The organism is Paractinoplanes lichenicola (assembly GCF_016785085.1).
Classification (GTDB): domain Bacteria; phylum Actinomycetota; class Actinomycetes; order Mycobacteriales; family Micromonosporaceae; genus Actinoplanes; species Actinoplanes lichenicola.
Genome location: NZ_JAENHO010000006.1, coordinates 290,129 through 312,722, shown reverse-complemented (window position 1 = coordinate 312,722; position 22,594 = coordinate 290,129). Strand labels below are relative to the sequence as shown.

Genomic DNA, 22,594 nt, shown 5'->3' with positions numbered 1-22,594 from the left:
TCGATTTCACCCCCTGCTCCGGGCCGTGTAAGCTTTCCCCTGCGCACCAAGCGAGTGATCGCGCGCAAGCCCCCTTAGCTCAGTCGGCAGAGCGTCTCCATGGTAAGGAGAAGGTCTACGGTTCGATTCCGTAAGGGGGCTCTACCGGGTTCGTTCCCGCCTCAGGCGCTGACACTTGAGGGCGCTGGACTTGAGCCTGGCTCTGGCGGTGTAGCTCAGATGGCAGAGCAAGCGGCTCATAATCGCTGTGTCGCCGGTTCAAGTCCGGCCACCGCTACTTTGCGAAAGGGATCCCTCCCCGGGGTCCCACTTTGCATGTCGACGCACGGGCGTTGTAGTCTGGAGCGTCGTTAAACCCCGTTAGCAGGAAGGCAATCCGTCGTGGCCAAGGCGACCGACGTCCGTCCGAAGATCACTTTGGCTTGTACGGAGTGCAAGGAGCGGAACTACATCACCCGGAAGAACCGGCGTAACGACCCCGACCGGGTCGAGCTGAAGAAGTTCTGCCCGCGTGACGGCAAGCACACCCTGCACCGCGAGACCCGCTGATCTTCTGCCCTTCGCCTGCGCCGTCCGGTTCCGACCGGGCGGCGCAGAGTCGTTTCCGGGCAAGTATTTTCTTATTCATGCCCCTGGACCAGTCCTTCGTCGGCCGCAGCTGGCCGGCCACCGAGCCCTATCAGGTCGGTCGCGAGAAGATCCGCGAGTTCGCCCGCGCGATCGGCGCCACCGACGCCGAATATCACGATCCCGAGGCGGCCCGGGCCCTCGGCCACGCCGACGTGGTGGCCCCGCCCACCTTCCCCGTCGTGTTCACCATGGCGACCAGCCGGCAGATCATCGAGGACCCGGCGCTCGGCCTCGACTACAGCCGGGTCGTGCACGGCGACCAGAAGTTCTCGTATCAGCGCCCGGTCGTGGCCGGTGACGAGCTGGTCTGCGTCAACTCGGTCGACGACATCACCTCGCGGGGCGGCCACGACTTCCTGACCACCCGCACCGAGGTCACCACCGTCGCCGGCGAGCCCGTCGTCACGGTCTGGTCCAAGCTCGTGCAGCGAGGTGCCGAGTGACTGACACGTTTGAGCCGCAGACCTTCCGGATCACCCGGGCCGACCTGGTGCGCTACGCGGGCGCCTCGGGCGACTTCAACTCGATCCACTGGAGCGACCGGATCGCCACCAGCGTCGGCCTGCCCGGCGTGATCGCGCACGGCATGTTCACCATGGCCCTGGTCGGCCGGGCCGTTACCGCCTGGGCCGGCGCCCCCGACGCGGTCGTGGAATACAACGTGCGCTTCTCCCGCCCGGTGCCGGTTCCCGACACCGACGAGGGCACCGAGGTGGTCGTCACCGCCACGGTCAAGGAGACCACCGACGAGGGCCTGACCAGGCTCGCGCTGACCGCCACCTGCCAGGGCGAAAAGGTGCTCTCGCTGGCTCAGGCGACTGTCCGCAAGCGTTAGGCCACGGTTTGGGTGAGCCCGGGTTGGGCGAACCCGGTGTGAACCCGTACACTGGTGCGCCGTGGGGCAATGACCCCCCGAACCAGCCTGCCTGGGACGGGGTTTTACCTGCCTCGCACAGGGGTGTAGCTCAATTGGCAGAGCAGCGGTCTCCAAAACCGCAGGCTGCAGGTTCAAGTCCTGTCACCCCTGCGCAATCCTCCTAGACGTGCCCGCCCGGTGCGCGGTCCGCACGACCTCCGCGCCCACGACGAGCGCCGACAGGGGACCCCCACCACCGATGACGGAAGTAGGGCGCCATGGCCGACAGGAACCGACCCGGTGACGCCGGCGACCCTGCCGACGACGAGGTGTTCGACGACGCCGTCGAGGACGACAAGGACGCGGCCGACGACGACGAGCCGGTAGGCCGTGGCGGCACCGCCCTCGCCGAGCGCTCGGCGAAGCCGAAGAAGGAGGTCCGCCGGACGGGCTTCTTCGGACGCATCGGCGGTTTCTTCCGTGAGGTCGTCAGCGAGCTGCGTAAGGTCATCTGGCCCACGCGCAAGGAGCTCCTGACCTACACGACGATCGTGATCGCGTTCGTGGCGATCATGACCACCATCGTCGGCCTGCTGGACCTCGGCCTGGGCAAGGCCATCCTCTGGGCGTTCGGCGGCTGACCCCGCCGTTTGAGAAGACTTAGCTGGAAGTGAGCGAGCGTGCCTGAGTACGACGACGAGACCGCGCAGTCCATCGACGAGCAGTCGTCGGTGGCCACGGCGGACAACGACGAGTCGGTCGAGGCCGCTGACCCGCAGGACGAGGCCGCCGAGCCGCAGGAGCCCGCGGCGCCGGCGGCCGGGGATTCCCCCGCGGCGGAGGACGACGAAGACTTCGACCCGGTGCAGGAGCTGCGGCAGAAGCTGCGCTACGCCCCCGGCGACTGGTATGTCGTGCACTCCTACGCGGGTTACGAGAACAAGGTCAAGACCAACCTCGAGACCCGCATCACCAGCCTCGACATGGAGGACTTCATCTTCCAGGTCGAGGTGCCGACCCGCGAAGAGATCGAAGTCAAGAGCGGCAAGCGGGTCCAGGTCAACAACAAGGTCTTCCCGGGCTACATCCTCGTCCGGATGGATCTGTCTCCCGAGTCGTATTCCTGCGTGCGCAACACGCCCGGCGTGACCGGCTTCGTGGGTGCGACCGACCGGGTCGACCGCCCCGCCCCGCTCTCGCTCGACGAGGTGCTGAAGTGGCTGGCCCCGGCGGTCGAGCAGGAGGAGAAGAAGGCCAAGCCCGAGGTCAAGGTGCTCGACTTCGAGGTCGGCGACTCGGTCACGGTCACCGACGGCGCGTTCGCCTCGCTGCCCGCCTCGATCAGCGAAATCAATGCCGACCAGCAGAAGTTGAAGGTTCTGGTCTCCATCTTCGGCCGCGAGACGCCGGTGGAGCTCAACTTCAACCAGGTCGCCAAGATCTGACCAGCACGACAGCAGTCAGTGGGAGGGCCCCTGTCCGAATGGGGCCCGCCATCTACCACAGGAGTAAGTGAACATGCAGCGCAGCAAGAGCTACCGCAAGGGCGCCGAGCAGATCGACCAGAACAAGCTCTACGAGCCGGCCGAGGCGGTCAAGCTGGCCAAGGAGACCAGCCCGACCAAGTTCGACGCCACCGTCGAGGTTGCGATGCGGCTGGGCGTCGACCCGCGTAAGGCCGACCAGATGGTCCGCGGCACGGTCAACCTGCCCCACGGCACCGGCAAGACCGCCCGCGTGATCGTCTTCGCCCAGGGCGCGAAGGCCGAGGAGGCCGTCGCGGCCGGCGCCGACGAGGTCGGCACCGACGAGCTCGTCGCCCGCATCCAGGGTGGCTGGCTCGACTTCGACGCGGCGATCGCCACCCCCGACCAGATGGCCAAGATCGGCCGGATCGCCCGCATCCTCGGCCCGCGTGGTCTCATGCCCAACCCGAAGACCGGCACCGTCACCATGGACGTGACCAAGGCCGTCAACGAGATCAAGGGCGGCAAGATCACCTTCCGGGTCGACAAGCACTCGAACCTGCACCTGATCATCGGTAAGGCGTCGTTCACGCCGGAGCAGCTGACCGACAACTACGCCGCCGTGCTCGACGAGGTGCTGCGGGCCAAGCCGTCCGCGGCCAAGGGCAAATACCTCAAGAAGGTCACCGTCTCCACCACGATGGGCCCGGGCGTGCAGGTCGACCCGAACATCGTCAAGGGCCTGACCAACGCCGAGGCCTGAGCACCGTTTCAGCGAAGCCCCCGGGGACATCCCCGGGGGCTTTTCTGTGGCACAGTTCCGTCGTGCGTTTCGACGGGGTCTGGTTCCGATACGCCCGCCGCGCCGACTGGACGCTGCGCGCGGTCGACGCCGCCGTCGAGCCCGGCCAGACGATCGTCGTGCTGGGCCGCAACGGCGCCGGCAAGTCCACGCTGCTGCAGCTGGCCGCGGGTGTCCTCCGCCCCCAGCGCGGCGCCGTGCGGGAGCGTCCGCCGGTCGTGGGCTGGGTGCCCGAGCGCTTCCCGGCCGACCAGCCGTTCACCGCCGGCGACTACCTGCACCGGATGGCCGCGCTGCGCGGGCACGACCCCGGTCAGGCCGACGAGTGGATCGAGCGCCTGCTGCTGACCGGCCACACCGGCACCCGCCTGAGCGACCTCTCGAAGGGCACCGCCCAGAAGGTCGGCCTGGCCCAGGCCCTGATCGCCCGGCCCGGCCTGCTCATTCTGGACGAGCCGTGGGAGGGTCTGGACGCCGTCGCCCGCACCCTGATCCCCGAGATCGTGGCCGAGGTGACCGCCACCGGCGGCATGGTGCTGGTCAGCGACCACCGCGGCGAGATAGCCCAGCTCCCCGGCGCGATCCACTGGTCCGTCGCCGACGCCACCGTCGCCGCGGCTCCAGCCCCGCCCGCCCCCGCCCGCGACGAGGTCGTCATCGAGATCGCCGTCGCCCGCGCCGCGGCCGACGAGGCGGTGGTCCGGCTGCGCGCCCAAGGTCACGCTGTCTTAGGCGTACGCGACGTCACAGGCCCCCGGCCCGACGCCCGCTATCACCCCGGTGCCACGAACGCCCGCAACGCCGCCGCCGGCTCATGGAACTCCGAGGGCGAGCAGTGAGCCCCCTGATCCGGATGCGTCTGGCCGGGTTCCTCCGCGGCGGCCGCATCCTCCCGCCCGCGATCGCCGTCCTGATCGTGCTCGGCGTCATCTACGGCGGGGGAGCGTCGCCCGCCTCGGTCGCCTACGGATATTCCGCCGCCGCCCTCTTCCCCGTGCTCGCCTGGCAGTCCAAGCTGCTGCTCGACACCGAACCCGACGGGCAGCGCCGACTGGCCCGCGTGGCCGTGGGCGCCCGCACCGAGGCCGTGGCCGGCCTGCTGGCCGCCGCCGCGCTCGCGCTGATCGTCTGCGTCCTCGCGATGGGCGCCCCCTGGCTGTTCCACGGCATCGACACCAAGGAGCCTGTGCTCTCCGGCACCCTGCTCGGCGTCCTGGCCCACCTGCTCGCCGTCCCGCCCGCCATCGCGGTCGGCGCCCTGGCCAGCCGGGCCGTCACCCGCGGCGCCCGCAACGGCGTGGCCGTCCTCGTCACCGCGGCCGTCCTGGTGGTCGTGCTGGGCCTGCAGGGCTCGTTCGCCCCGTGGCTCGTCCCGCCCGTCATGGCCACGGCACGGGCCCTCAACGACGTCACGATCCCGCCCGTGACCACGCTGGCCCTGCTCACCGGCTGGGCCGCCGCGTGGTGCGCCGCGGTCTTCACGGCCTACGCGTTTCTTCGCCGCTCACGCTCATGAGCCGGCGGCGGCGTTGCGGGCGGAAGCCGCGCCTGGGCCGATAGGTGCCGCCGGGCCCGGGACGGGGCCGTTGCGGTTGGGGGCGGCCACGACGCGTACGGGAAAAGGGTTGGATTTGGTGGTTGCAAGCCGGTCGCGTACTCTTGTCAATCGAAGTTCCACCCATAGACCGCTGGTCGCCGTGGCCCTGATTTTCCGGGTCATGGTCGAAGGTCCCGCAGATGCGGGCGACCCGCGCAGGGGAGAACGGTTCGTGACCAGGCCGGTGAAAATCGCCTGCTCCGCCCCGTGCGCCCTGCGCCGGGGCGTTTCTCATTTTGCTCCTCCTTCGAGTTCGATCAGGGGTTCGAGCATTGAGAGAGGAGGGACATGGCGGACAAGCCGGTCCGGGCCGACAAGGCCAGTGCAGTCGCCGAGCTGACGGACGACTTCCGTAACTCGTCGGCCACCGTGCTGACCGAGTACCGCGGTCTCACGGTCAAGCAGCTCACCGAGCTGCGCCGTTCGCTGGGCGGCGACACCAAGTACGCGGTGTCGAAGAACACCCTGGCGAAGCGCGCTGCGACTGACGCGGGCATCGAGGGCCTCGACAACCTGTTTGCCGGTCCTACCGCGCTCGCCTTCATCAACGGCGACCCGGTCGAGGCGGCCAAGAGCCTGCGGGCTTTCGCCAAGGCCAACCCCGTCCTGGTCATCAAGGGCGGTGTCTTCGAGGGCAAGGCGATCACGGCCGACGAGGTCAACAAGATCGCCGACCTCGAGTCGCGTGAGGTTCTGCTGGCCAAGCTGGCCGGCGCCATGAAGGGCAACCTGACCAAGGCGGCCGGGCTCTTCCAGGCCCCGCTGTCGCAGGTGGCGCGCCTCGCGGCCGCTCTTCAGGAGAAGCGCGAGAAGGACGGTCCCGCGGAGGCCTGAGCCACCGCGCACCAGCAAGACTTCTTTGTTCAGTAGCTAGGAAAGGTTGCCAGATATGGCGAAGCTCAGCACCGACGAGCTGCTCGACGCGTTCAAGGAAATGACGCTCATCGAGCTGTCGGAGTTCGTGAAGCAGTTCGAGTCGACCTTCGAGGTCACCGCGGCTGCCCCCGTCGCGATGGTCCAGGGTGGCGGCGGCGGCGCTGCCCCGGCCGAGGCCGAGGCCGAGAAGGACTCGTTCGACGTTGTCCTCGAGGGCGACGGTGGCAAGAAGATCCAGGTCATCAAGGTCGTGCGTGAGCTGACCGGCCTGGGCCTCAAGGAGGCCAAGGACGCCGTCGAGTCCGCCCCCAAGGCGATCCTCGAGGGTGTCAACAAGGAGAAGGCCGAGGCCGCCAAGGCCAAGCTCGAGGGCGAGGGCGCCAAGGTCACCCTCAAGTGATCTAACGCTCCACTGCTTTCTCTTGCGAATGGCGAGGACCCCGTACGCGGGTCCTCGCCATTTGTGTTCACGCGATGTCATCCCTGGTCAGGAACCTCTTGCCGGCTGTCCGGGTGCCGACGCACAAAGCGGGCTCAATCGGGCAAGCCGTGGAGTATGGTCGCTAGAGCGCGCCGGGCGGGCGACGACAGGGGTTCGACCCGCACCAGAGCCCTTGACTGTGTGTCCCCTGACAGGCACGCTGATGACAGCAAGTTTCCGCGCTTGCGACAGCCGAGCCGAGGGTAATCCGGTGTCACCGGGTCCCGCGGAGAGGCACCAGAGGGAGAGTTGCCGCGTTCCGAGCGGCCCCGCTGTTGGCCCTGGCCCCTGGAGGCGCAGGTCAGAGGCCGCGGGGACACGTTCCGCAGGCCCCCTCAGGTGTGGGCTGGACAGCGGTTAGCCGAGCGGCTACACTGCTAGTTTGCGCTGCCTTCTGTCTTGAGCCCTTTCGGGACATCCATCCGGATGAATTCCTGGGGGCTCGTTGGAGTGCACGCAGACAGTTGCATACCGCAGCTGCAGCCGCATCAGCAGCACCGGTCCTCGGAAGGACGCATCTTGGCAGCTTCCCGCCCTGCGAAGACCAGCCGTACGTCGAGCGCTTACGCACCCCGCCGTGTCTCTTTCGGCAGGATCACCGAGCAACTTGAGGTCCCCAACCTCCTCGCCCTCCAGACGGAGTCCTTCGACTGGCTGGTCGGGAACGAGGCTTGGCAGGCTCGTTCGACGGACGACCCGCATGCCCACTCGGGCCTCGCAGAGATCCTCGAAGAGATCAGTCCCATTGAGGACTTCTCCGGCACCATGTCGCTGTCTTTCTCGTCTCCCCGGTTCGACGAGGTCAAGGCCTCGATCGAGGAGTGCAAAGAGAAGGACCTGACTTACTGCGCACCGCTGTTCGTGACCGCGGAGTTCACCAACAACACGACTGGCGAGATCAAGAGCCAGACCGTGTTCATGGGTGACTTCCCGATGATGACCCCCAAGGGGACGTTCGTCATCAACGGCACCGAGCGCGTCGTGGTGAGCCAGCTCGTCCGTTCGCCGGGCGTGTACTTCACCAAGGAGCCGGACAAGACCTCCGACCGCGACCTCTCCAGCGTCAAGGTCATCCCCAGCCGGGGCGCCTGGCTGGAGTTCGACATCGACAAGCGCGACACTGTCGGTGTCCGGATCGACCGCAAGCGCCGGCAGGCCGTCACCGTCCTGCTCAAGGCGATCGGCTGGTCGGCCGACCAGATCCGTGAGCGCTTCGGCTGGTCCGAGCTCCTCATGACCACGCTGGAGAAGGACCACATCGCCGGGCAGGACGAGGCCCTGCTCGACATCTACCGCAAGCTCCGCCCCGGCGAGCCCCCGACCCGGGAGAACGCGCAGACCCTGCTCGACAACCTCTTCTTCAACCCGAAGAGGTACGACGTCGCCAAGGTCGGCCGTTACAAGTTCAACAAGAAGCTCGACATCGATGTCCCGATCGTCCGCGGCACGCTGACCGAGGAAGACATCGTCAAGACCGTGGACTACCTCGCCCGGCTGCACGCCGGTGAGGAGGGCTACGAGGCTGACGACATCGACCACTTCGGCAACCGCCGTCTGCGTACGGTCGGCGAGCTCATCCAGAACCAGGTGCGTGTCGGCCTGTCCCGGATGGAGCGCGTCGTCCGTGAGCGCATGACGACCCAGGACGTCGAGGCGATCACGCCGCAGACCCTGATCAACATCCGTCCCGTCGTGGCGGCGATCAAGGAGTTCTTCGGCACGTCGCAGCTGTCGCAGTTCATGGACCAGACGAACCCGCTGGCGGGCCTGACCCACCGGCGTCGTCTGTCCGCGCTCGGCCCCGGTGGCCTCTCGCGTGAGCGGGCCGGCTTCGAGGTCCGCGACGTGCACCCGTCCCACTACGGCCGGATGTGCCCGATCGAGACGCCCGAGGGCCCGAACATCGGCCTGATCGGCGCCCTGTCCACGTTCGCCCGGGTCAACCCGTTCGGCTTCATCGAGACGCCGTACCGGAAGGTCGAGGCGGGCATCGTCACCGACGAGGTGCACTACCTCACGGCTGACGAGGAGGACAGGTACATCAAGGCGCAGGCGAACGCCACGCTGAAGAGCGACGGCACCTTCGCCGACGACCGCGTCCTGGTCCGCCGTAAGGGCGGTGAGGTCGACTACGTGCCCGGCACGGAGGTCGACTATATGGACGTGTCGCCGCGTCAGATGACCTCGGTCGCGACCGCGATGATCCCGTTCCTCGAGCACGACGACGCCAACCGTGCCCTCATGGGCGCGAACATGCAGCGTCAGGCCGTGCCGCTGGTCAAGGCCGAGTCGCCGCTGGTCGGCACGGGCATGGAGTACCGCGCCGCGGTCGACGCCGGTGACGTGGTCGTCGCCGAGGTCGGCGGCGTGGTCGAGGACCTGTGCGCCGACTACGTGACGGTTCACCAGGACGACGGCCACCGCCGGACGTACCTGCTGCACAAGTTCCGCCGCTCCAACGCCGGCTCCTGCGTCAACCAGAAGCCGGTCGTCTTCGAGGGTGACCGGGTCGAGGCCGGCCAGGTCATCGCCGACGGCCCGTGCACCGACGAGGGGGAGATGGCCCTCGGCCGCAACCTGCTCGTCGCGTTCATGTGCTGGGAGGGTCACAACTACGAGGACGCGATCATCCTGTCGCAGCGCCTCGTCCAGCAGGACGTCCTCACCTCGATCCACATCGAGGAGCACGAGGTCGACGCCCGGGACACCAAGCTCGGCCCGGAGGAGATCACCCGCGACATCCCCAACGTCAGCGAGGAAATGCTCGCCGACCTGGACGAGCGCGGCATCATCCGGATCGGCGCCGAGGTCGTCCCCGGCGACATCCTGGTCGGCAAGGTCACGCCCAAGGGCGAGACCGAGCTGACCCCCGAGGAGCGGCTGCTCCGCGCGATCTTCGGTGAGAAGGCCCGGGAGGTCCGGGACACCTCGCTGAAGGTGCCGCACGGTGAGACCGGCACGGTCATCGGCGTCCGCACGTTCTCGCGTGAGGACGGCGACGAGCTGCCCCCCGGCGTCAACGAGCTCGTCCGGGTCTACGTGGCCCAGAAGCGCAAGATCCAGGACGGTGACAAGCTCGCGGGCCGGCACGGCAACAAGGGCGTCATCTCCAAGATCCTGCCGGTCGAGGACATGCCGTTCCTCGAGGACGGCACCCCGGTCGACATCGTGCTCAACCCGCTCGGTGTGCCCTCGCGTATGAACATCGGCCAGGTGCTGGAGACCCACCTCGGGTGGATCGCCAAGACCGGCTGGGAGGTCGAGGGCGACGACGCTGAGTGGAAGCGCCAGCTGCGCGCGATCGAGGCGCACGAGTCCCCCAAGGACTCGAACGTCGCGACCCCCGTCTTCGACGGTGCGCAGGAGGAGGAGATCAAGGGCCTCCTGGAGTCGACGCTGGTCAACCGCGACGGTAAGCGGCTGGTCAACGGTGACGGCAAGGCGCAGCTGTTCGACGGCCGCTCCGGCGAGCCGCTGCCGGACCCGGTCTCGGTCGGGTACGTCTACATCCTCAAGCTGAACCACCTGGTCGACGACAAGATTCACGCTCGGTCGACCGGCCCGTACTCGATGATCACGCAGCAGCCGCTGGGTGGTAAGGCGCAGTTCGGTGGCCAGCGGTTCGGCGAGATGGAGTGCTGGGCGATGCAGGCCTACGGCGCCGCTTACGCGCTGCAGGAGCTGCTCACCATCAAGTCCGACGACGTCCTCGGTCGCGTGAAGGTCTACGAGGCCATCGTCAAGGGCGAGAACATCCCGGAGCCGGGAATCCCCGAGTCCTTCAAGGTGCTCCTCAAGGAGCTGCAGTCGCTGTGCCTGAACGTCGAGGTGCTCTCCAGCGACGGTGTGGCCCTCGAGATGCGCGAGACGGACGACGAGGTCTTCCGGGCCGCGGAGGAACTCGGTATCGACCTGTCACGACGCCCGAACGAGGGCGTCAGCAGCGTCGAAGAGATCTGACGGAAGCGTCCCGGGGGTGTTCATCAAATTTCGTCGCAGTACGGCGAAGCCGTTTGATGAGCAGAGCCCCCGGGACGCCACCGCCGGCCTGGAACCCATTCGAGCAACGAAATACGAGGGATAGACCAAGTGCTCGACGTCAACTTCTTCGACGAGTTGCGCATCGGCCTGGCCACCGCTGACGACATCCGGCAGTGGTCGCACGGCGAGGTCAAGAAGCCCGAGACGATCAACTACCGCACGCTCAAGCCCGAGAAGGACGGACTCTTCTGCGAGAAGATCTTCGGTCCGCAGCGGGACTGGGAGTGCTACTGCGGCAAGTACAAGCGGGTCCGGTTCAAGGGCATCATCTGTGAGCGCTGCGGCGTCGAGGTGACCCGGTCCAAGGTCCGCCGTGAGCGCATGGGCCACATCGAGCTGGCCGCCTCGGTCACGCACATCTGGTACTTCAAGGGTGTGCCGAGCCGCCTGGGCTACCTGCTCGACCTCGCGCCCAAGGACCTCGAGAAGATCATTTACTTCGCCTCGTACGTGGTCACGAGCGTTGACGCCGAGGCGCGTCACCGCGACCTGTCCACGATCGAGAACGAGATCTTCGCCGAGAAGCGCCAGTCCGAGAACAGCCGCGACTCGGAGATCGAGAAGCGGGCCGCGAAGCTGGAGCAGGACCTCTCGGAGCTCGAAGCCGAGGGTGCCAAGGCCGACGTGCGGCGCAAGGTCAAGGAGGCTGGCGAGCGCGAGATGCGCCAGATCCGCGACAAGGCGCAGCGCGAGATCGACCGTCTCGACGAGGTGCTCGACACCTTCCGCAAGCTCGACTCCAAGCAGCTGGTCACCGACGAGCTGCTCTACCGCGAGCTGCGGGACCGCTTCGGTGAGTACTTCACCGGTGGCATGGGCGCCGAGGCGATCAAGGCGCTGCTGACGAACATGGACCTGGACGCCGAGGCCGAGAACCTGCGCGAGATCATTCGCACCGGTAAGGGCCAGCGCAAGATCCGTGCCCTCAAGCGCCTCAAGGTCGTCGCCGCGTTCCTGAACACGCGCAACTCGCCGCTCGGCATGGTGCTGGACTGCGTCCCGGTCATCCCGCCGGACCTGCGCCCGATGGTGCAGCTCGACGGTGGCCGGTTCGCCACGTCCGACCTGAACGACCTGTACCGCCGCGTGATCAACCGCAACAACCGGCTCAAGCGGCTCATCGACCTCGGCGCGCCCGAGATCATCGTGAACAACGAGAAGCGGATGCTGCAGGAGGCCGTCGACGCGCTGTTCGACAACGGCCGCCGCGGCCGGCCGGTCACCGGCCCGGGTAACCGCCCGCTCAAGTCGCTGTCCGACATGCTCAAGGGCAAGCAGGGCCGGTTCCGTCAGAACCTGCTCGGCAAGCGCGTCGACTACTCCGGCCGTTCGGTCATCGTCGTCGGCCCGCGCCTGAAGCTGCACCAGTGCGGTCTGCCCAAGCAGATGGCGCTGGAGCTGTTCAAGCCGTTCGTGATGAAGCGCCTGGTCGACCTGAACCACGCGCAGAACATCAAGTCGGCCAAGCGCATGGTCGAGCGTCAGCGGCCGGTCGTGTGGGACGTCCTCGAAGAGGTCATCAGCGAGCACCCGGTGCTGCTGAACCGCGCGCCGACCCTGCACCGCCTGGGCATCCAGGCCTTCGAGCCGCAGCTGGTCGAGGGCAAGGCGATCCAGATCCACCCGCTCGTCTGCACGGCGTTCAACGCCGACTTCGACGGTGACCAGATGGCGGTGCACGTGCCGCTGTCGGCCGAGGCGCAGGCCGAGGCCCGGATCCTGATGCTCTCGTCGAACAACATCCTTAAGCCGGCCGACGGCAAGCCGGTCACCATGCCGACCCAGGACATGGTCATCGGGCTGTACTACCTGACCCACGAGACGCCCGGCACCAAGGGCGAGGGCCGGGTGTTCAGCTCGGACGCCGAGGCGCGGATGGCCTTCGACAACGGCGAGCTGCACCTGCAGGCGCCGGTGAAGATCCGGCTGCGCGAGGTCATCGGGGTCGACAACGGGGCCAAGGGCGCGGCCTGGACCGCTCCCGAGGAGTGGGTCGAGGGCGAGCCGCTGCTCGTCGAGACCACCCTGGGCCGGGTCATCTTCAACGAGACGCTGCCCCCGGGCTACCGCTTCGTGAACTACGAGATCCGCAAGGGTCAGCTGTCGGCGATCGTCAACGACCTCGCCGAGCGCTTCCCCAAGGTCAGCCTCGCGGCGACCCTGGACGCGCTCAAGGAGGCCGGCTTCCACTGGGCCACCTGGTCCGGCGTGACGATCGGCATGGGCGACGTCATCGGCCCGGAGCGCAAGCCGGAGATCCTGCAGCGCTACCAGGTCGAGGCCGACCGGATCGACAAGCAGTACCAGCGTGGTCTGATGACCGCCGAGGAGCGTCGCGGCGAGCTCATCGAGATCTGGACCAAGGCGACGAACGAGATCTCCAAGGAGATGGAGAACTCGCTCCCGCACGAGAACCCGCTCTGGGTCATGATCAACTCGGGCGCCCGCGGTAACCTGCTGCAGCTCCGGCAGATCGCCGCGATCCGTGGCCTGGTGGCCAACCCCAAGGGTGAGATCATCCCGCGACCGATCACCTCGTCGTACCGCGAGGGTCTGACCGTGCTGGAGTACTTCATCTCCACCCACGGTGCTCGTAAGGGTCTGGCCGACACCGCGCTGCGTACCGCCGACTCGGGTTACCTGACCCGTCGTCTGGTGGACGTCTCGCAGGACGTCATCATCCGCGAGGAGGACTGCGGCACCGACCGCGCGATCCCGATGCAGGTGGGCGAGCGCGAGGCCGACGGCACGCTGGTCGTGCACGTGCACGCCGAGACCGGGGTGCACGCTCGTACGCTGGCCGACGACATCAAGGACGCCAACGGCAACCTGGTCGTCCCGCGCGGCGCGGACCTCAACTCGATCCTGGTCGACCAGCTGGTCGCGGCCGGTGTCGAGAACGTCCGGGTCCGCTCGGTGCTGACCTGTGAGTCGAAGCTCGGCGTGTGCGCGGCCTGCTACGGCCGGTCGCTGCCGACGGGCAAGGGCGTGGACATCGGTGAGGCGGTCGGCATCATCGCGGCCCAGTCCATCGGTGAGCCGGGCACGCAGCTGACGATGCGTACCTTCCACACCGGTGGTGTCGCGGGTGAGGACATCACCCAGGGTCTGCCGCGTGTGCAGGAGATCTTCGAGGCCCGTGTGCCCAAGGGCAAGGCGCCCATCGCCGACACCCCGGGACGCATCCGCATCGAGGACGGCGAGCGCTCGCGCAAGATCATCGTGGTGCCGGACGACGGCAGCGAGGAGATCGTGTACGACAAGATCTCCAAGCGCGTCAAGCTCCGGGCCCACGACGGCGACCACGTCGGCGTCGGCGAGAAGCTGACCGAGGGCACCATCGACCCGCACGAGCTTCTGCGGATCATGGGTCCGCGGGCGGTCCAGGTCCACCTGACCTCCGAGGTCCAGGAGGTCTACCGCTCGCAGGGTGTGCTCATCCACGACAAGCACATCGAGATCATCATTCGCCAGATGCTCAAGCGGGTGACGGTCATCGACTCGGGCGCGGCGGAGTTCCTGCCGGGCGTGCTGGTCGACCGGGCGCTGTTCGAGTCGGAGAACCGCCGGCTCGTGGGCGAGGGTGGCGAGCCCGCCGCCGGTCGTCCGGTGCTCATGGGTATCACCAAGGCCTCGCTGGCCACCGACTCCTGGCTCTCCGCGGCCTCCTTCCAGGAGACCACCCGGGTGCTGACCGACGCGGCGATCAACTCGCGCAGCGACTCGCTCGTCGGCCTCAAGGAGAACGTGATCATCGGTAAGCTCATCCCGGCCGGTACGGGTATCTCCAAGTACCGCAACATCCGGGTCGAGCCGACCGAGGAGGCCAAGGCCAAGGTGTACTCGATGACCGGGTACCCCGAGACCGACTACGGCTTCGGGCCGGCCAGCGGGCAGGCTGTGCCGCTGGACGACTTCGACTTCGGGTCGTACCGCTAAGGGTCTGTGACATCTCGAAGGGCGGCCGCGCACTGCGCGGTCGCCCTTCGGGCTTTCTAAGATGGTCGGGTGACCCTTCCCGTGACCGTGCCGGACCGCCACCCGATGGACCCGGATCCCGAGCCCTCGTCGAAGGCGCGGGCGGTCTTCGCGCTCGGCCTGGTGGGGTTCCTGACCGGCGCCTTCGTGGGTGGTGTGATTCCGGCCACCATCGCCCTGCTGCTGGCCGGGCAGACGGCCCGCCAGGCCTACGAGGCGAAGGGCTACCTGACCGGCTCGGCGTGGATCAGGCGGGGCCGCCGGCTCGCGTGGGCCGGCATCGTGCTCGCGCTGACGACGCTCGTGATCGCGTCGATCGCCGGCCTGCTGCATCTGGCCGGCTCGCCCGGTGGCCCCGACTTCTCGCCGGGCACCGACTGAGGCGGGATGCGGCCGGTCCCGTACGGGTGACATGCTCTTCTCATGACCGTCCCGCCCCCGCCGCAGGTGCCTTACCCGCCGGCTGTGCCCCCGCCGCCCCCGTCGGGCCGCTGGCGCCCGGAACGGGTCGACGCGCTGCCGGGCACCGAGTTCGGCCTGGTCCAGCTGCGGGTCGAGCCGATCACCTCGGGTCTGGCCATCGGCTCGCTGATCGCCGGTATCGGCTCGATCCTGGCCTCGCTGCTCGTGCTGTGCTTCGGCGTGGCCGGCTCGTCGGGCGGCTGGGGCGGCTGGGTCTCGGGCGCCTTCACACTGCTCAGCGTGCTCGTGGGCGGGGGTGCGATCGCGCTCGGCGTGGTGGCCCGCCGCCAGGTGCGCACCTCGGGTCAGACCGGCCAGGTGCGATTCACCGGAGCCGGGCTGGGTATGTCCGGGATCGTGTGCGGCGCGAGTGGCGCGGGAATTGCTCTGTTGTCCCTGGCGTTGACTCTGCTGTTGCAACTGTCGGCCTGAGGCTGGATCTGGCACCGCGGCGTTGCTTCCGTGAGGCACCCGGTACACTTGTATCGGAGATATCCGTCGCGTGGTCCTGGGGCTCATTTTGACCTGGGTGCTCGGGGTGGGTAATCTTTCCCCTCGTGCCCGGGCTTGCCCGGGCAACTCGTGCGTGCACCCGAGTTCGCGTCAAGCGGCTTGCCGGAGCTACGCCGAGCCGGCGCCCCCATCGGGGCGTCGACCAAGACAAGACCCGGTGCGTGCGACCAGCGCGCGGCGGGACCGTGAGCCGGACGACACGCCCGACCGCGGGTGCCGGTCAGTCCTCCCGGACGGGGGGATTGACCAGCACATAGAGGCAGACATAAGACGGTGCGGCCGCCTAGGAAGCGGCCGAAGGGAGCGGAGAAACCCGGTGCCCACGATCCAGCAGCTGGTCCGCAAGGGCCGACAGGCTAAGACGAGCAAGACCAAGACGCCGGCGCTCAAGGGAAGCCCCCAGCGGCGCGGCGTGTGCACGCGCGTGTACACCACCACCCCCAAGAAGCCGAACTCTGCGCTGCGCAAGGTCGCTCGTGTGAAGCTCAGCAGCCAGATCGAGGTGACGGCGTACATCCCCGGTGTCGGCCACAACCTGCAGGAGCACTCGATCGTGCTCGTGCGTGGCGGTCGTGTGAAGGACCTGCCGGGCGTCCGCTACAAGATCGTCCGTGGTTCGCTGGACACCCAGGGTGTCCGCAACCGCAAGCAGGCTCGCAGCCGTTACGGCGCGAAGAAGGAGAAGAGCTGACATGCCGCGCAAGGGCCCCGCTCCGCGCCACCCAGTGGTCGCGGACCCGGTTTACAACTCGCCGCTCGTGACCCAGCTGGTCAACAAGATCCTGGTCGGCGGCAAGCGTCAGCTCGCTGAGCGCATCGTGTACGGCGCCCTCGAGGGCTGCCGCGAGAAGAACGGCACCGACCCCGTGGTGACGCTCAAGCGCGCCATGGACAACGTCAAGCCGACCCTCGAGGTCCGCAGCCGCCGCGTCGGTGGCGCGACCTACCAGGTTCCGGTCGAGGTCCGCACGCCGCGTCAGACCACCCTGGGTCTGCGCTGGCTGGTCCAGTACTCCAAGGCCCGCCGCGAGAAGACCATGATCGAGCGCCTGCAGAACGAGCTGCTCGACGCCAGCAACGGCCTCGGCGCTGCGGTCAAGCGGCGCGAGGACACCCACAAGATGGCGGAGTCCAACAAGGCCTTCGCGCACTACCGCTGGTAAGACCCCGCTGCCGGCCCGGCATCCGCCGGGCCACAGCGCAAGTCGTACCGGTCCGAGAGACGACGACGAAGAAAAGTAGGGACTGAAGTGGCCGCCGCAGACGCGCTCGCCAACGTACGCAACATCGGCATCATGGCGCACATCGATGCCGGTAAGACCACGACTACTGAGCGAATCCTCTTCTACACCGGCATCACCTACAAGATCGGTGAAGTCCACGATGGCGCCGCCACCATGGACTGGATGGAGCAGGAGCAGGAGCGCGGTATCACGATCACTTCCGCCGCCACCAAGTGCGAGTGGAAGGGCCACACGATCCAGATCATCGACACGCCCGGCCACGTCGACTTCACGGTCGAGGTGGAGCGGTCGCTGCGTGTGCTGGACGGTGCGGTGGCGGTCTACGACGGCGTGGCCGGCGTGGAGCCGCAGACCGAGAACGTGTGGCGCCAGGCGGACAAGTACAACGTCCCCCGGATGTGCTTCGTCAACAAGCTCGACCGGACCGGCGCGGACTTCTTCCGCTGCGTGCAGATGATGATCGACCGGCTCAACGCGACCCCGCTGGTCCTGCAGATCCCGATCGGGCTCGAGGGCGACCACATCGGCGTCGTCGACCTGGTCGAGATGCGCGCGCTCACCTGGCGTGGTGAGACCCAGAAGGGTGAGGACTACGCGATCGAGGAGATCCCGGCCGACCTGGTCGACTCCGCGAACGAGTGGCGCGAGAAGCTGATCGAGACCCTGGCTGACGTCGACGACGCGGTCATGGAGAAGTACCTCGAGGGCGAGGAGCTCTCGCTGGACGAGATCAAGGCCGCCATCCGGCGCGCCACGATCGCCAGCAAGGCCAACCCGGTGCTGTGCGGCTCGGCGTTCAAGAACAAGGGCGTCCAGCCCATGCTCGACGCCGTGGTCGACTACCTGCCGTCGCCGCTGGACATCCCGGCCATCGAGGGCACCGCCACCGACGGTGAGACCCCGATGCTGCGCAAGCCGTCGAACTCCGAGCCGTTCTCCGGCCTGGCGTTCAAGATTCAGACGGACAAGCACCTCGGCAAGCTCACCTACGTCCGGGTCTACTCCGGCACGCTCGACTCCGGCTCCCAGGTGGTCAACTCCACCAAGGACCGCAAGGAGCGGATCGGCAAGATCTACCAGATGCACGCGAACAAGCGTGAGGAGCGCGCCACCGCGCAGGCCGGCGACATCATCGCCGTCCAGGGTCTGAAGCAGACCACCACCGGTGACACGCTCAGCGACCCGGCCAACCCGGTCATCCTGGAGTCGATGACCTTCCCGGAGCCGGTCATCCAGGTCGCCATCGAGCCGAAGACCAAGTCGGACCAGGAGAAGCTGGGCACCGCGATCCAGCGTCTGGCCGAGGAGGACCCGACCTTCCGCGTCTTCAACGACGAGGAGACCGGGCAGACCATCATCGCCGGCATGGGCGAGCTCCACCTGGACATCCTGGTGGACCGCATGCGCCGCGAGTTCAACGTCGAGGCGAACATCGGTAAGCCGCAGGTGGCCTACCGTGAGACGATCCGCGGCACCGTGGAGAAGTACACGTTCGTCCACAAGAAGCAGACCGGTGGCTCCGGTCAGTACGCGAAGGTCGTCGTCACCATCGAGCCGCTGACGCTCGAGGCGGACGGCCCCACGTACGAGTTCGTCAACGCCGTGACCGGTGGCCGCATCCCCAAGGAGTTCATCCCCTCGGTGGACGCGGGCGCGCAGGACTCCCTGCAGTACGGCGTTCTCGCGGGCTACCCGCTGGTCGGCGTGAAGTTCACGCTGGTCGACGGTCAGTACCACGAGGTCGACTCGTCCGAGATGGCGTTCAAGATCGCCGGCTCCATGGCGATGAAGGAGGCGGCCCGCAAGGCCGACCCCGCGCTGCTCGAGCCGATGATGTCCGTCGAGGTCACCACGCCCGAGGACAACATGGGCGACGTGATCGGCGACCTCAACTCGCGGCGTGGCATCATCCAGTCGATGGAGGAGCGCTCCGGCGCCCGCGTCGTCAAGGCTCTGGTGCCGCTGTCGGAGATGTTCGGCTACGTCGGCGACCTGCGGTCGAAGACGGCCGGCCGGGCGAGCTACAGCATGCAGTTCGACTCCTACGCCGAGGTCCCGCAGGGCGTCGCGAAGGAGATCATCGCGAAGGCCACCGGCGCCTGATGCGTTGAGGCGCGTGCGGTCCGTCGAGGGCCGCACGCGCACGAGCAGTCGACAGAGTCCCCATCGCCTTATCGGGCGTGCCGGGCGAAAGTAATTCCACAGTCCACAGGAGGACACCAGTGGCGAAGGCGAAGTTCGAGCGGACTAAGCCGCACGTCAACATCGGCACCATTGGTCACATCGACCACGGTAAGACGACGCTGACTGCGGCCATCACGAAGGTCCTGCACGACGAATACCCGGACCTGAACCCGTACACCCCGTTCGACGAGATCGACAAGGCGCCTGAAGAGAAGGCCCGTGGTATCACGATCTCGATCGCGCACGTCGAGTACCAGACCGCGGCGCGTCACTACGCGCACGTGGACTGCCCCGGCCACGCTGACTACATCAAGAACATGATCACCGGTGCCGCGCAGATGGACGGCGCGATCCTGGTGGTCGCCGCGACCGACGGCCCGATGCCGCAGACCAAGGAGCACGTGCTCCTGGCCCGCCAGGTCGGCGTTCCGTACATCGTCGTCGCCCTGAACAAGAGCGACATGGTGGACGACGAGGAGCTCCTCGAGCTCGTCGAGCTCGAGGTCCGCGAGCTGCTCAGCACCTACGAGTTCCCGGGTGACGACCTGCCGGTCGTGCGGGTCTCCGCGCTCAAGGCGCTCGAGGGTGACAAGGAGTGGACCGGCAAGCTCCTCGAGCTGATGAACGCGGTCGACACCGCGATCCCGCAGCCCGAGCGTGAGACCGAGAAGCCGTTCCTCATGCCCATCGAGGACGTCTTCACGATCACCGGTCGTGGCACCGTGGTCACGGGTCGCGCCGAGCGCGGCATCCTCAAGCCGAACGAGGAGGTCGAGATCGTCGGCATCCGCGAGAAGTCGACGAAGACCGTCTGCACCGGCATTGAGATGTTCCGCAAGCTGCTCGACGAGGCCCGCGCGGGCGAGAACGTCGGCCTGCTGCTCCGCGGCATCAAGCGCGAGGACGTCGAGCGCGGCATGGTCGTTGTGAAGCCGGGCACCACGACTCCGCACACGGAGTTCGAGGGCCAGGTCTACATCCTCTCGAAGGAAGAGGGCGGCCGGCACACCCCGTTCTTCCAGAACTACCGCCCGCAGTTCTACTTCCGCACCACGGACGTCACCGGCGTCGTCACGCTGCCCGAGGGCACCGAGATGGTCATGCCGGGCGACTCCACCAGCATGTCGGTCAAGCTGATCCAGCCGATCGCCATGGAGCAGGGCCTGAAGTTCGCGATCCGCGAGGGTGGCCGCACCGTCGGCGCCGGAACGGTCACGAAGATCAACGTCTGAGGACCCTGACCCCGATTAGCATTGCCGGACAGTTTCCGGCATACTAGTCAGGTTGCGTCCGAGCGGGGTGGGTAGCTGCCTTGGGCAGTTGCCCACCCTCGCCGGGTGTCTGGGGTGTGTTTACGAGCCGCCCTGCACGACACCTCAAGATCCCCGCGATCTAGAGTGCTGCCCTGCGCAGAATTCTGAGAGTCAGCGCGACACGCCCGACCGCGGGGGTCGGACAACGCAGGATCAACGGTCCTGCGGGCATGCGAGAGCCACCGCTTTCGCACGTAGCGGCATCGAGAGAAGGAAACAGAAGCCACCATGGCGGGACAGAAGATCCGCATCCGGCTCAAGGCCTATGACCACGAGGTCGTCGACTCCTCGGCTCGGAAGATCGTCGAGACGGTGACGCGTACCGGGGCGCAGGTTGCTGGCCCGGTGCCGCTGCCCACGGAGATCAACCGTTTCTGCGTCATCCGCTCGCCGCACAAGTACAAGGACTCGCGCGAGCACTTCGAGATGCGCACGCACAAGCGGCTGATCGACATCATCGACCCGACTCCCAAGACGGTCGACTCGCTCATGCGCCTCGACCTGCCGGCTGGCGTCGACATCGAGATCAAGCTGTAGGGATCTGCGACTGATGGACAGGCAAGTAAAGGGGATCCTGGGCGCCAAGCTCGGCATGACCCAGGTCTGGGACAACAACAAGGTTGTCCCGGTGACCGTGGTGCAGGCCGGCCCTTGCGTCGTGACCCAGGTCCGCACAGATGAGAAGGACGGCTACGCTGCCGTCCAGCTGGCATATGGCGCGATCGACCCGCGGAAGGTCAACAAGCCCGAGGGCGGCCATTTCGCGAAGGCCGGCGTCTCGCCCCGGCGTCACGTCGTCGAGCTGCGCACGACCGACGCGGGCGAGTACGAGCTGGGCCAGGAGGTCACGGTCGACACGTTCGAGGTCGGCGCGACCATCGACGTCACCGGCAAGACCCGCGGTAAGGGCTACGCCGGTGTCATGAAGCGGCACGGCTTCCATGGCCTCAAGAGCAGCCACGGTGTCGAGCGCAAGCACCGCTCGCCCGGCTCGATCGGCGCCTGCGCGACCCCGGGTCGCGTCTTCAAGGGCGTCCGGATGGCCGGCCGGATGGGTAGCAACCGCTTCACCGTGCAGAACCTCACCGTGCAGGCGGTCGACACCGAGAACAACCTGATCCTGGTCAAGGGCGCTGTGCCCGGGCCCAAGGGCGCGCTTGTTCTGGTCCGCACCGCGGCGAAGAAGGGCGGTGCCAAGTGAGCTCGGTCGACGTGATCAACGTTGCGGGCGACAAGGCCGGCTCGGTCGAGCTGCCAGACTCGGTGTTCGACGTGCAGGCCAACATCCCGCTGATGCACCAGGTCGTCGTGGCCCAGCTCGCCGCCGCCCGCCAGGGCACGGCCAAGGCCAAGACCCGCGGCGAGGTCGCCGGTGGCGGCAAGAAGCCGTACAAGCAGAAGGGCACCGGTCGCGCCCGGCAGGGCTCGATCCGCGCGCCGCAGTTCACCGGCGGTGGCGTCGTGCACGGTCCCGTGCCGCGCGACTACAGCCAGCGGACCCCCAAGAAGATGAAGGCCGCCGCCCTGCGTGGCGCCCTCTCCGACCGGGCCCGCGACGGCCGCGTGCACGTGGTCGAGGCGTTCGTCGACGGTGACAAGCCGTCGACCAAGGCCGCGATCGCCACGCTGCGCAAGGCCACCGAATCCACCAAGGTCCTGGTCGTGCTGAGCAGCACCGACGAGCTGAACTGGCTCTCGCTGCGCAACGAGGCGACCGTGCACCTGCTCGAGGCCGGCCAGCTCAACACGTACGACGTGCTGGTGGCCGACGAGGTGGTCTTCACCAAGGACGCGCTCGACGAGTTCCTGGGCGCGCCGGCGACCGCCGAGGGGGAGAACAAGTGAGCACCATCGCCGACCCGCGCGACATCATCTTCAAGCCGGTCGTCTCCGAGAAGAGCTACAGCGTTCTCGACCAGAACTGGTACACGTTCCTCGTGCACCCGGACGCGAACAAGACCGAGATCAAGATCGCGATCCAGCAGATCTTCAACGTCCGCGTGCTGACGGTGAACACGGCGAACCGCGAGGGCAAGCGCAAGCGCACTCGCACCGGCTTCGGTCAGCGCAAGGCGACCAAGCGCGCGATGGTCAAGCTGGCTGACGGTGACCGTATCGAGGCCTTCGGCGGCCCGGTCAGCTAAGGGGTTT

The 22,594-nt window shown here is 67.5% G+C and carries 22 protein-coding genes and 3 tRNA genes; all 25 read left to right on the top strand.

Annotated elements, in window-relative coordinates; genetic code table 11:
- Positions 1-68: 68 nt before the first annotated feature.
- The 25 genes from JKJ07_RS22570 to rplW all read left to right on the top strand — a co-directional run bounded on the left by JKJ07_RS22570 (position 69) and on the right by rplW (position 22,587).
- Positions 69-141: transfer RNA gene (locus JKJ07_RS22570), tRNA-Thr, on the top strand.
- Between the two features lie 63 nt (positions 142-204).
- Positions 205-277, top strand: a tRNA-Met gene (locus JKJ07_RS22565).
- 104 nt (positions 278-381) lie between these two features.
- Positions 382-549 carry a 50S ribosomal protein L33 gene (gene rpmG / locus JKJ07_RS22560; RefSeq protein WP_184953737.1) on the top strand — a complete coding sequence of 56 codons (168 nt, stop codon included), beginning with the start codon at positions 382-384 and terminating at the stop codon, positions 547-549.
- 77 nt (positions 550-626) lie between these two features.
- Entirely contained in the window at positions 627-1,073 is a 447-nt protein-coding gene (locus JKJ07_RS22555; protein ID WP_202993681.1) for a MaoC family dehydratase N-terminal domain-containing protein, read from the top strand.
- The gene (locus tag JKJ07_RS22550) at positions 1,070-1,465 is read left to right on the top strand and encodes a MaoC family dehydratase (protein WP_202993680.1); all 396 of its coding nucleotides are present in this window, start codon (positions 1,070-1,072) and stop codon (positions 1,463-1,465) included. Before JKJ07_RS22555 ends, JKJ07_RS22550 begins: the two co-directional genes overlap by 4 nt.
- Positions 1,466-1,584: 119 nt before the next feature.
- Positions 1,585-1,657: transfer RNA gene (locus JKJ07_RS22545), tRNA-Trp, on the top strand.
- 107 nt (positions 1,658-1,764) lie between these two features.
- Positions 1,765-2,127 carry a preprotein translocase subunit SecE gene (secE, locus tag JKJ07_RS22540; RefSeq protein WP_202993679.1) on the top strand — a complete coding sequence of 121 codons (363 nt, stop codon included), beginning with the start codon at positions 1,765-1,767 and terminating at the stop codon, positions 2,125-2,127.
- Between the two features lie 39 nt (positions 2,128-2,166).
- On the top strand, positions 2,167-2,931 hold the full coding sequence (gene nusG / locus JKJ07_RS22535) for a transcription termination/antitermination protein NusG (RefSeq protein ID WP_202993678.1): 765 nt from the start codon (positions 2,167-2,169) through the stop codon (positions 2,929-2,931).
- Positions 2,932-3,004: 73 nt separating this feature from the next.
- The gene (gene rplA / locus JKJ07_RS22530) at positions 3,005-3,715 is read left to right on the top strand and encodes a 50S ribosomal protein L1 (protein ID WP_202993677.1); all 711 of its coding nucleotides are present in this window, start codon (positions 3,005-3,007) and stop codon (positions 3,713-3,715) included.
- 62 nt (positions 3,716-3,777) lie between these two features.
- Positions 3,778-4,593, top strand: a complete 816-nt coding sequence (locus JKJ07_RS22525; RefSeq protein WP_202993676.1) for an ATP-binding cassette domain-containing protein — start codon at positions 3,778-3,780, stop codon at positions 4,591-4,593.
- Positions 4,590-5,270, top strand: a complete 681-nt coding sequence (locus JKJ07_RS22520; protein WP_202993675.1) for a hypothetical protein — start codon at positions 4,590-4,592, stop codon at positions 5,268-5,270. Before JKJ07_RS22525 ends, JKJ07_RS22520 begins: the two co-directional genes overlap by 4 nt.
- A 369-nt stretch (positions 5,271-5,639) precedes the next feature.
- Positions 5,640-6,185: a 50S ribosomal protein L10 gene (rplJ, locus tag JKJ07_RS22515; RefSeq protein WP_202993674.1), complete on the top strand. Its 546-nt coding sequence runs from the start codon at positions 5,640-5,642 to the stop codon at positions 6,183-6,185.
- 55 nt (positions 6,186-6,240) lie between these two features.
- Positions 6,241-6,627 carry a 50S ribosomal protein L7/L12 gene (gene rplL / locus JKJ07_RS22510; RefSeq protein ID WP_202993673.1) on the top strand — a complete coding sequence of 129 codons (387 nt, stop codon included), beginning with the start codon at positions 6,241-6,243 and terminating at the stop codon, positions 6,625-6,627.
- Positions 6,628-7,227: 600 nt separating this feature from the next.
- Positions 7,228-10,668: a DNA-directed RNA polymerase subunit beta gene (rpoB, locus tag JKJ07_RS22505; RefSeq protein WP_202993672.1), complete on the top strand. Its 3,441-nt coding sequence runs from the start codon at positions 7,228-7,230 to the stop codon at positions 10,666-10,668.
- 129 nt (positions 10,669-10,797) lie between these two features.
- Positions 10,798-14,688, top strand: coding sequence for a DNA-directed RNA polymerase subunit beta' (locus JKJ07_RS22500; RefSeq protein WP_202993671.1), 3,891 nt, complete (start codon positions 10,798-10,800; stop codon positions 14,686-14,688).
- 105 nt (positions 14,689-14,793) lie between these two features.
- The gene (locus tag JKJ07_RS22495) at positions 14,794-15,108 is read left to right on the top strand and encodes a hypothetical protein (protein ID WP_202994021.1); all 315 of its coding nucleotides are present in this window, start codon (positions 14,794-14,796) and stop codon (positions 15,106-15,108) included.
- A gap of 42 nt (positions 15,109-15,150) precedes the next feature.
- Positions 15,151-15,621 carry a hypothetical protein gene (locus tag JKJ07_RS22490; protein WP_236029677.1) on the top strand — a complete coding sequence of 157 codons (471 nt, stop codon included), beginning with the start codon at positions 15,151-15,153 and terminating at the stop codon, positions 15,619-15,621.
- A 397-nt stretch (positions 15,622-16,018) separates the two neighbouring features.
- Positions 16,019-16,393 (top strand): 30S ribosomal protein S12, encoded by a 375-nt coding sequence (gene rpsL, locus JKJ07_RS22485; protein WP_014440718.1) that lies wholly within the window; start codon positions 16,019-16,021, stop codon positions 16,391-16,393.
- 1 nt (position 16,394) lies between these two features.
- The gene (gene rpsG / locus JKJ07_RS22480) at positions 16,395-16,865 is read left to right on the top strand and encodes a 30S ribosomal protein S7 (RefSeq protein ID WP_133873229.1); all 471 of its coding nucleotides are present in this window, start codon (positions 16,395-16,397) and stop codon (positions 16,863-16,865) included.
- Positions 16,866-16,952: 87 nt separating this feature from the next.
- A complete protein-coding gene (gene fusA / locus JKJ07_RS22475; RefSeq protein WP_202993670.1) occupies positions 16,953-19,049 on the top strand; it encodes an elongation factor G in 2,097 nt (698 codons plus the stop codon).
- A 119-nt stretch (positions 19,050-19,168) separates the two neighbouring features.
- Entirely contained in the window at positions 19,169-20,362 is a 1,194-nt protein-coding gene (gene tuf, locus JKJ07_RS22470) for an elongation factor Tu (protein WP_184953723.1), read from the top strand.
- Positions 20,363-20,671: 309 nt separating this feature from the next.
- Positions 20,672-20,980 carry a 30S ribosomal protein S10 gene (gene rpsJ, locus JKJ07_RS22465; RefSeq protein ID WP_007073037.1) on the top strand — a complete coding sequence of 103 codons (309 nt, stop codon included), beginning with the start codon at positions 20,672-20,674 and terminating at the stop codon, positions 20,978-20,980.
- A gap of 13 nt (positions 20,981-20,993) precedes the next feature.
- Positions 20,994-21,644 carry a 50S ribosomal protein L3 gene (rplC, locus tag JKJ07_RS22460; RefSeq protein WP_202993669.1) on the top strand — a complete coding sequence of 217 codons (651 nt, stop codon included), beginning with the start codon at positions 20,994-20,996 and terminating at the stop codon, positions 21,642-21,644.
- A complete protein-coding gene (gene rplD / locus JKJ07_RS22455; RefSeq protein ID WP_202993668.1) occupies positions 21,641-22,288 on the top strand; it encodes a 50S ribosomal protein L4 in 648 nt (215 codons plus the stop codon). The genes rplC and rplD overlap by 4 nt, the downstream gene beginning before the upstream one ends.
- A complete protein-coding gene (gene rplW, locus JKJ07_RS22450; protein WP_202993667.1) occupies positions 22,285-22,587 on the top strand; it encodes a 50S ribosomal protein L23 in 303 nt (100 codons plus the stop codon). The genes rplD and rplW overlap by 4 nt, the downstream gene beginning before the upstream one ends.
- Positions 22,588-22,594 lie beyond the last annotated feature (7 nt).

Excerpts from the sequence above, each read along its gene's own strand:
- rplJ (WP_202993674.1), top strand. The coding sequence starts at position 5,640 with ATGGCGGACAAGCCGGTCCGGGCCGACAAGGCCAGTGCAGTCGCCGAG.
- JKJ07_RS22490 (WP_236029677.1), top strand. The coding sequence starts at position 15,151 with ATGACCGTCCCGCCCCCGCCGCAGGTGCCTTACCCGCCGGCTGTGCCC.
- rplL (WP_202993673.1), top strand. The coding sequence starts at position 6,241 with ATGGCGAAGCTCAGCACCGACGAGCTGCTCGACGCGTTCAAGGAAATG.
- JKJ07_RS22555 (WP_202993681.1), top strand. The coding sequence starts at position 627 with ATGCCCCTGGACCAGTCCTTCGTCGGCCGCAGCTGGCCGGCCACCGAG.
- rplC (WP_202993669.1), top strand. The coding sequence starts at position 20,994 with ATGGACAGGCAAGTAAAGGGGATCCTGGGCGCCAAGCTCGGCATGACC.
- rpsG (WP_133873229.1), top strand. The coding sequence starts at position 16,395 with ATGCCGCGCAAGGGCCCCGCTCCGCGCCACCCAGTGGTCGCGGACCCG.
- rpsJ (WP_007073037.1), top strand. The coding sequence starts at position 20,672 with ATGGCGGGACAGAAGATCCGCATCCGGCTCAAGGCCTATGACCACGAG.
- rplA (WP_202993677.1), top strand. The coding sequence starts at position 3,005 with ATGCAGCGCAGCAAGAGCTACCGCAAGGGCGCCGAGCAGATCGACCAG.
- JKJ07_RS22495 (WP_202994021.1), top strand. The coding sequence starts at position 14,794 with ATGGACCCGGATCCCGAGCCCTCGTCGAAGGCGCGGGCGGTCTTCGCG.
- secE (WP_202993679.1), top strand. The coding sequence starts at position 1,765 with ATGGCCGACAGGAACCGACCCGGTGACGCCGGCGACCCTGCCGACGAC.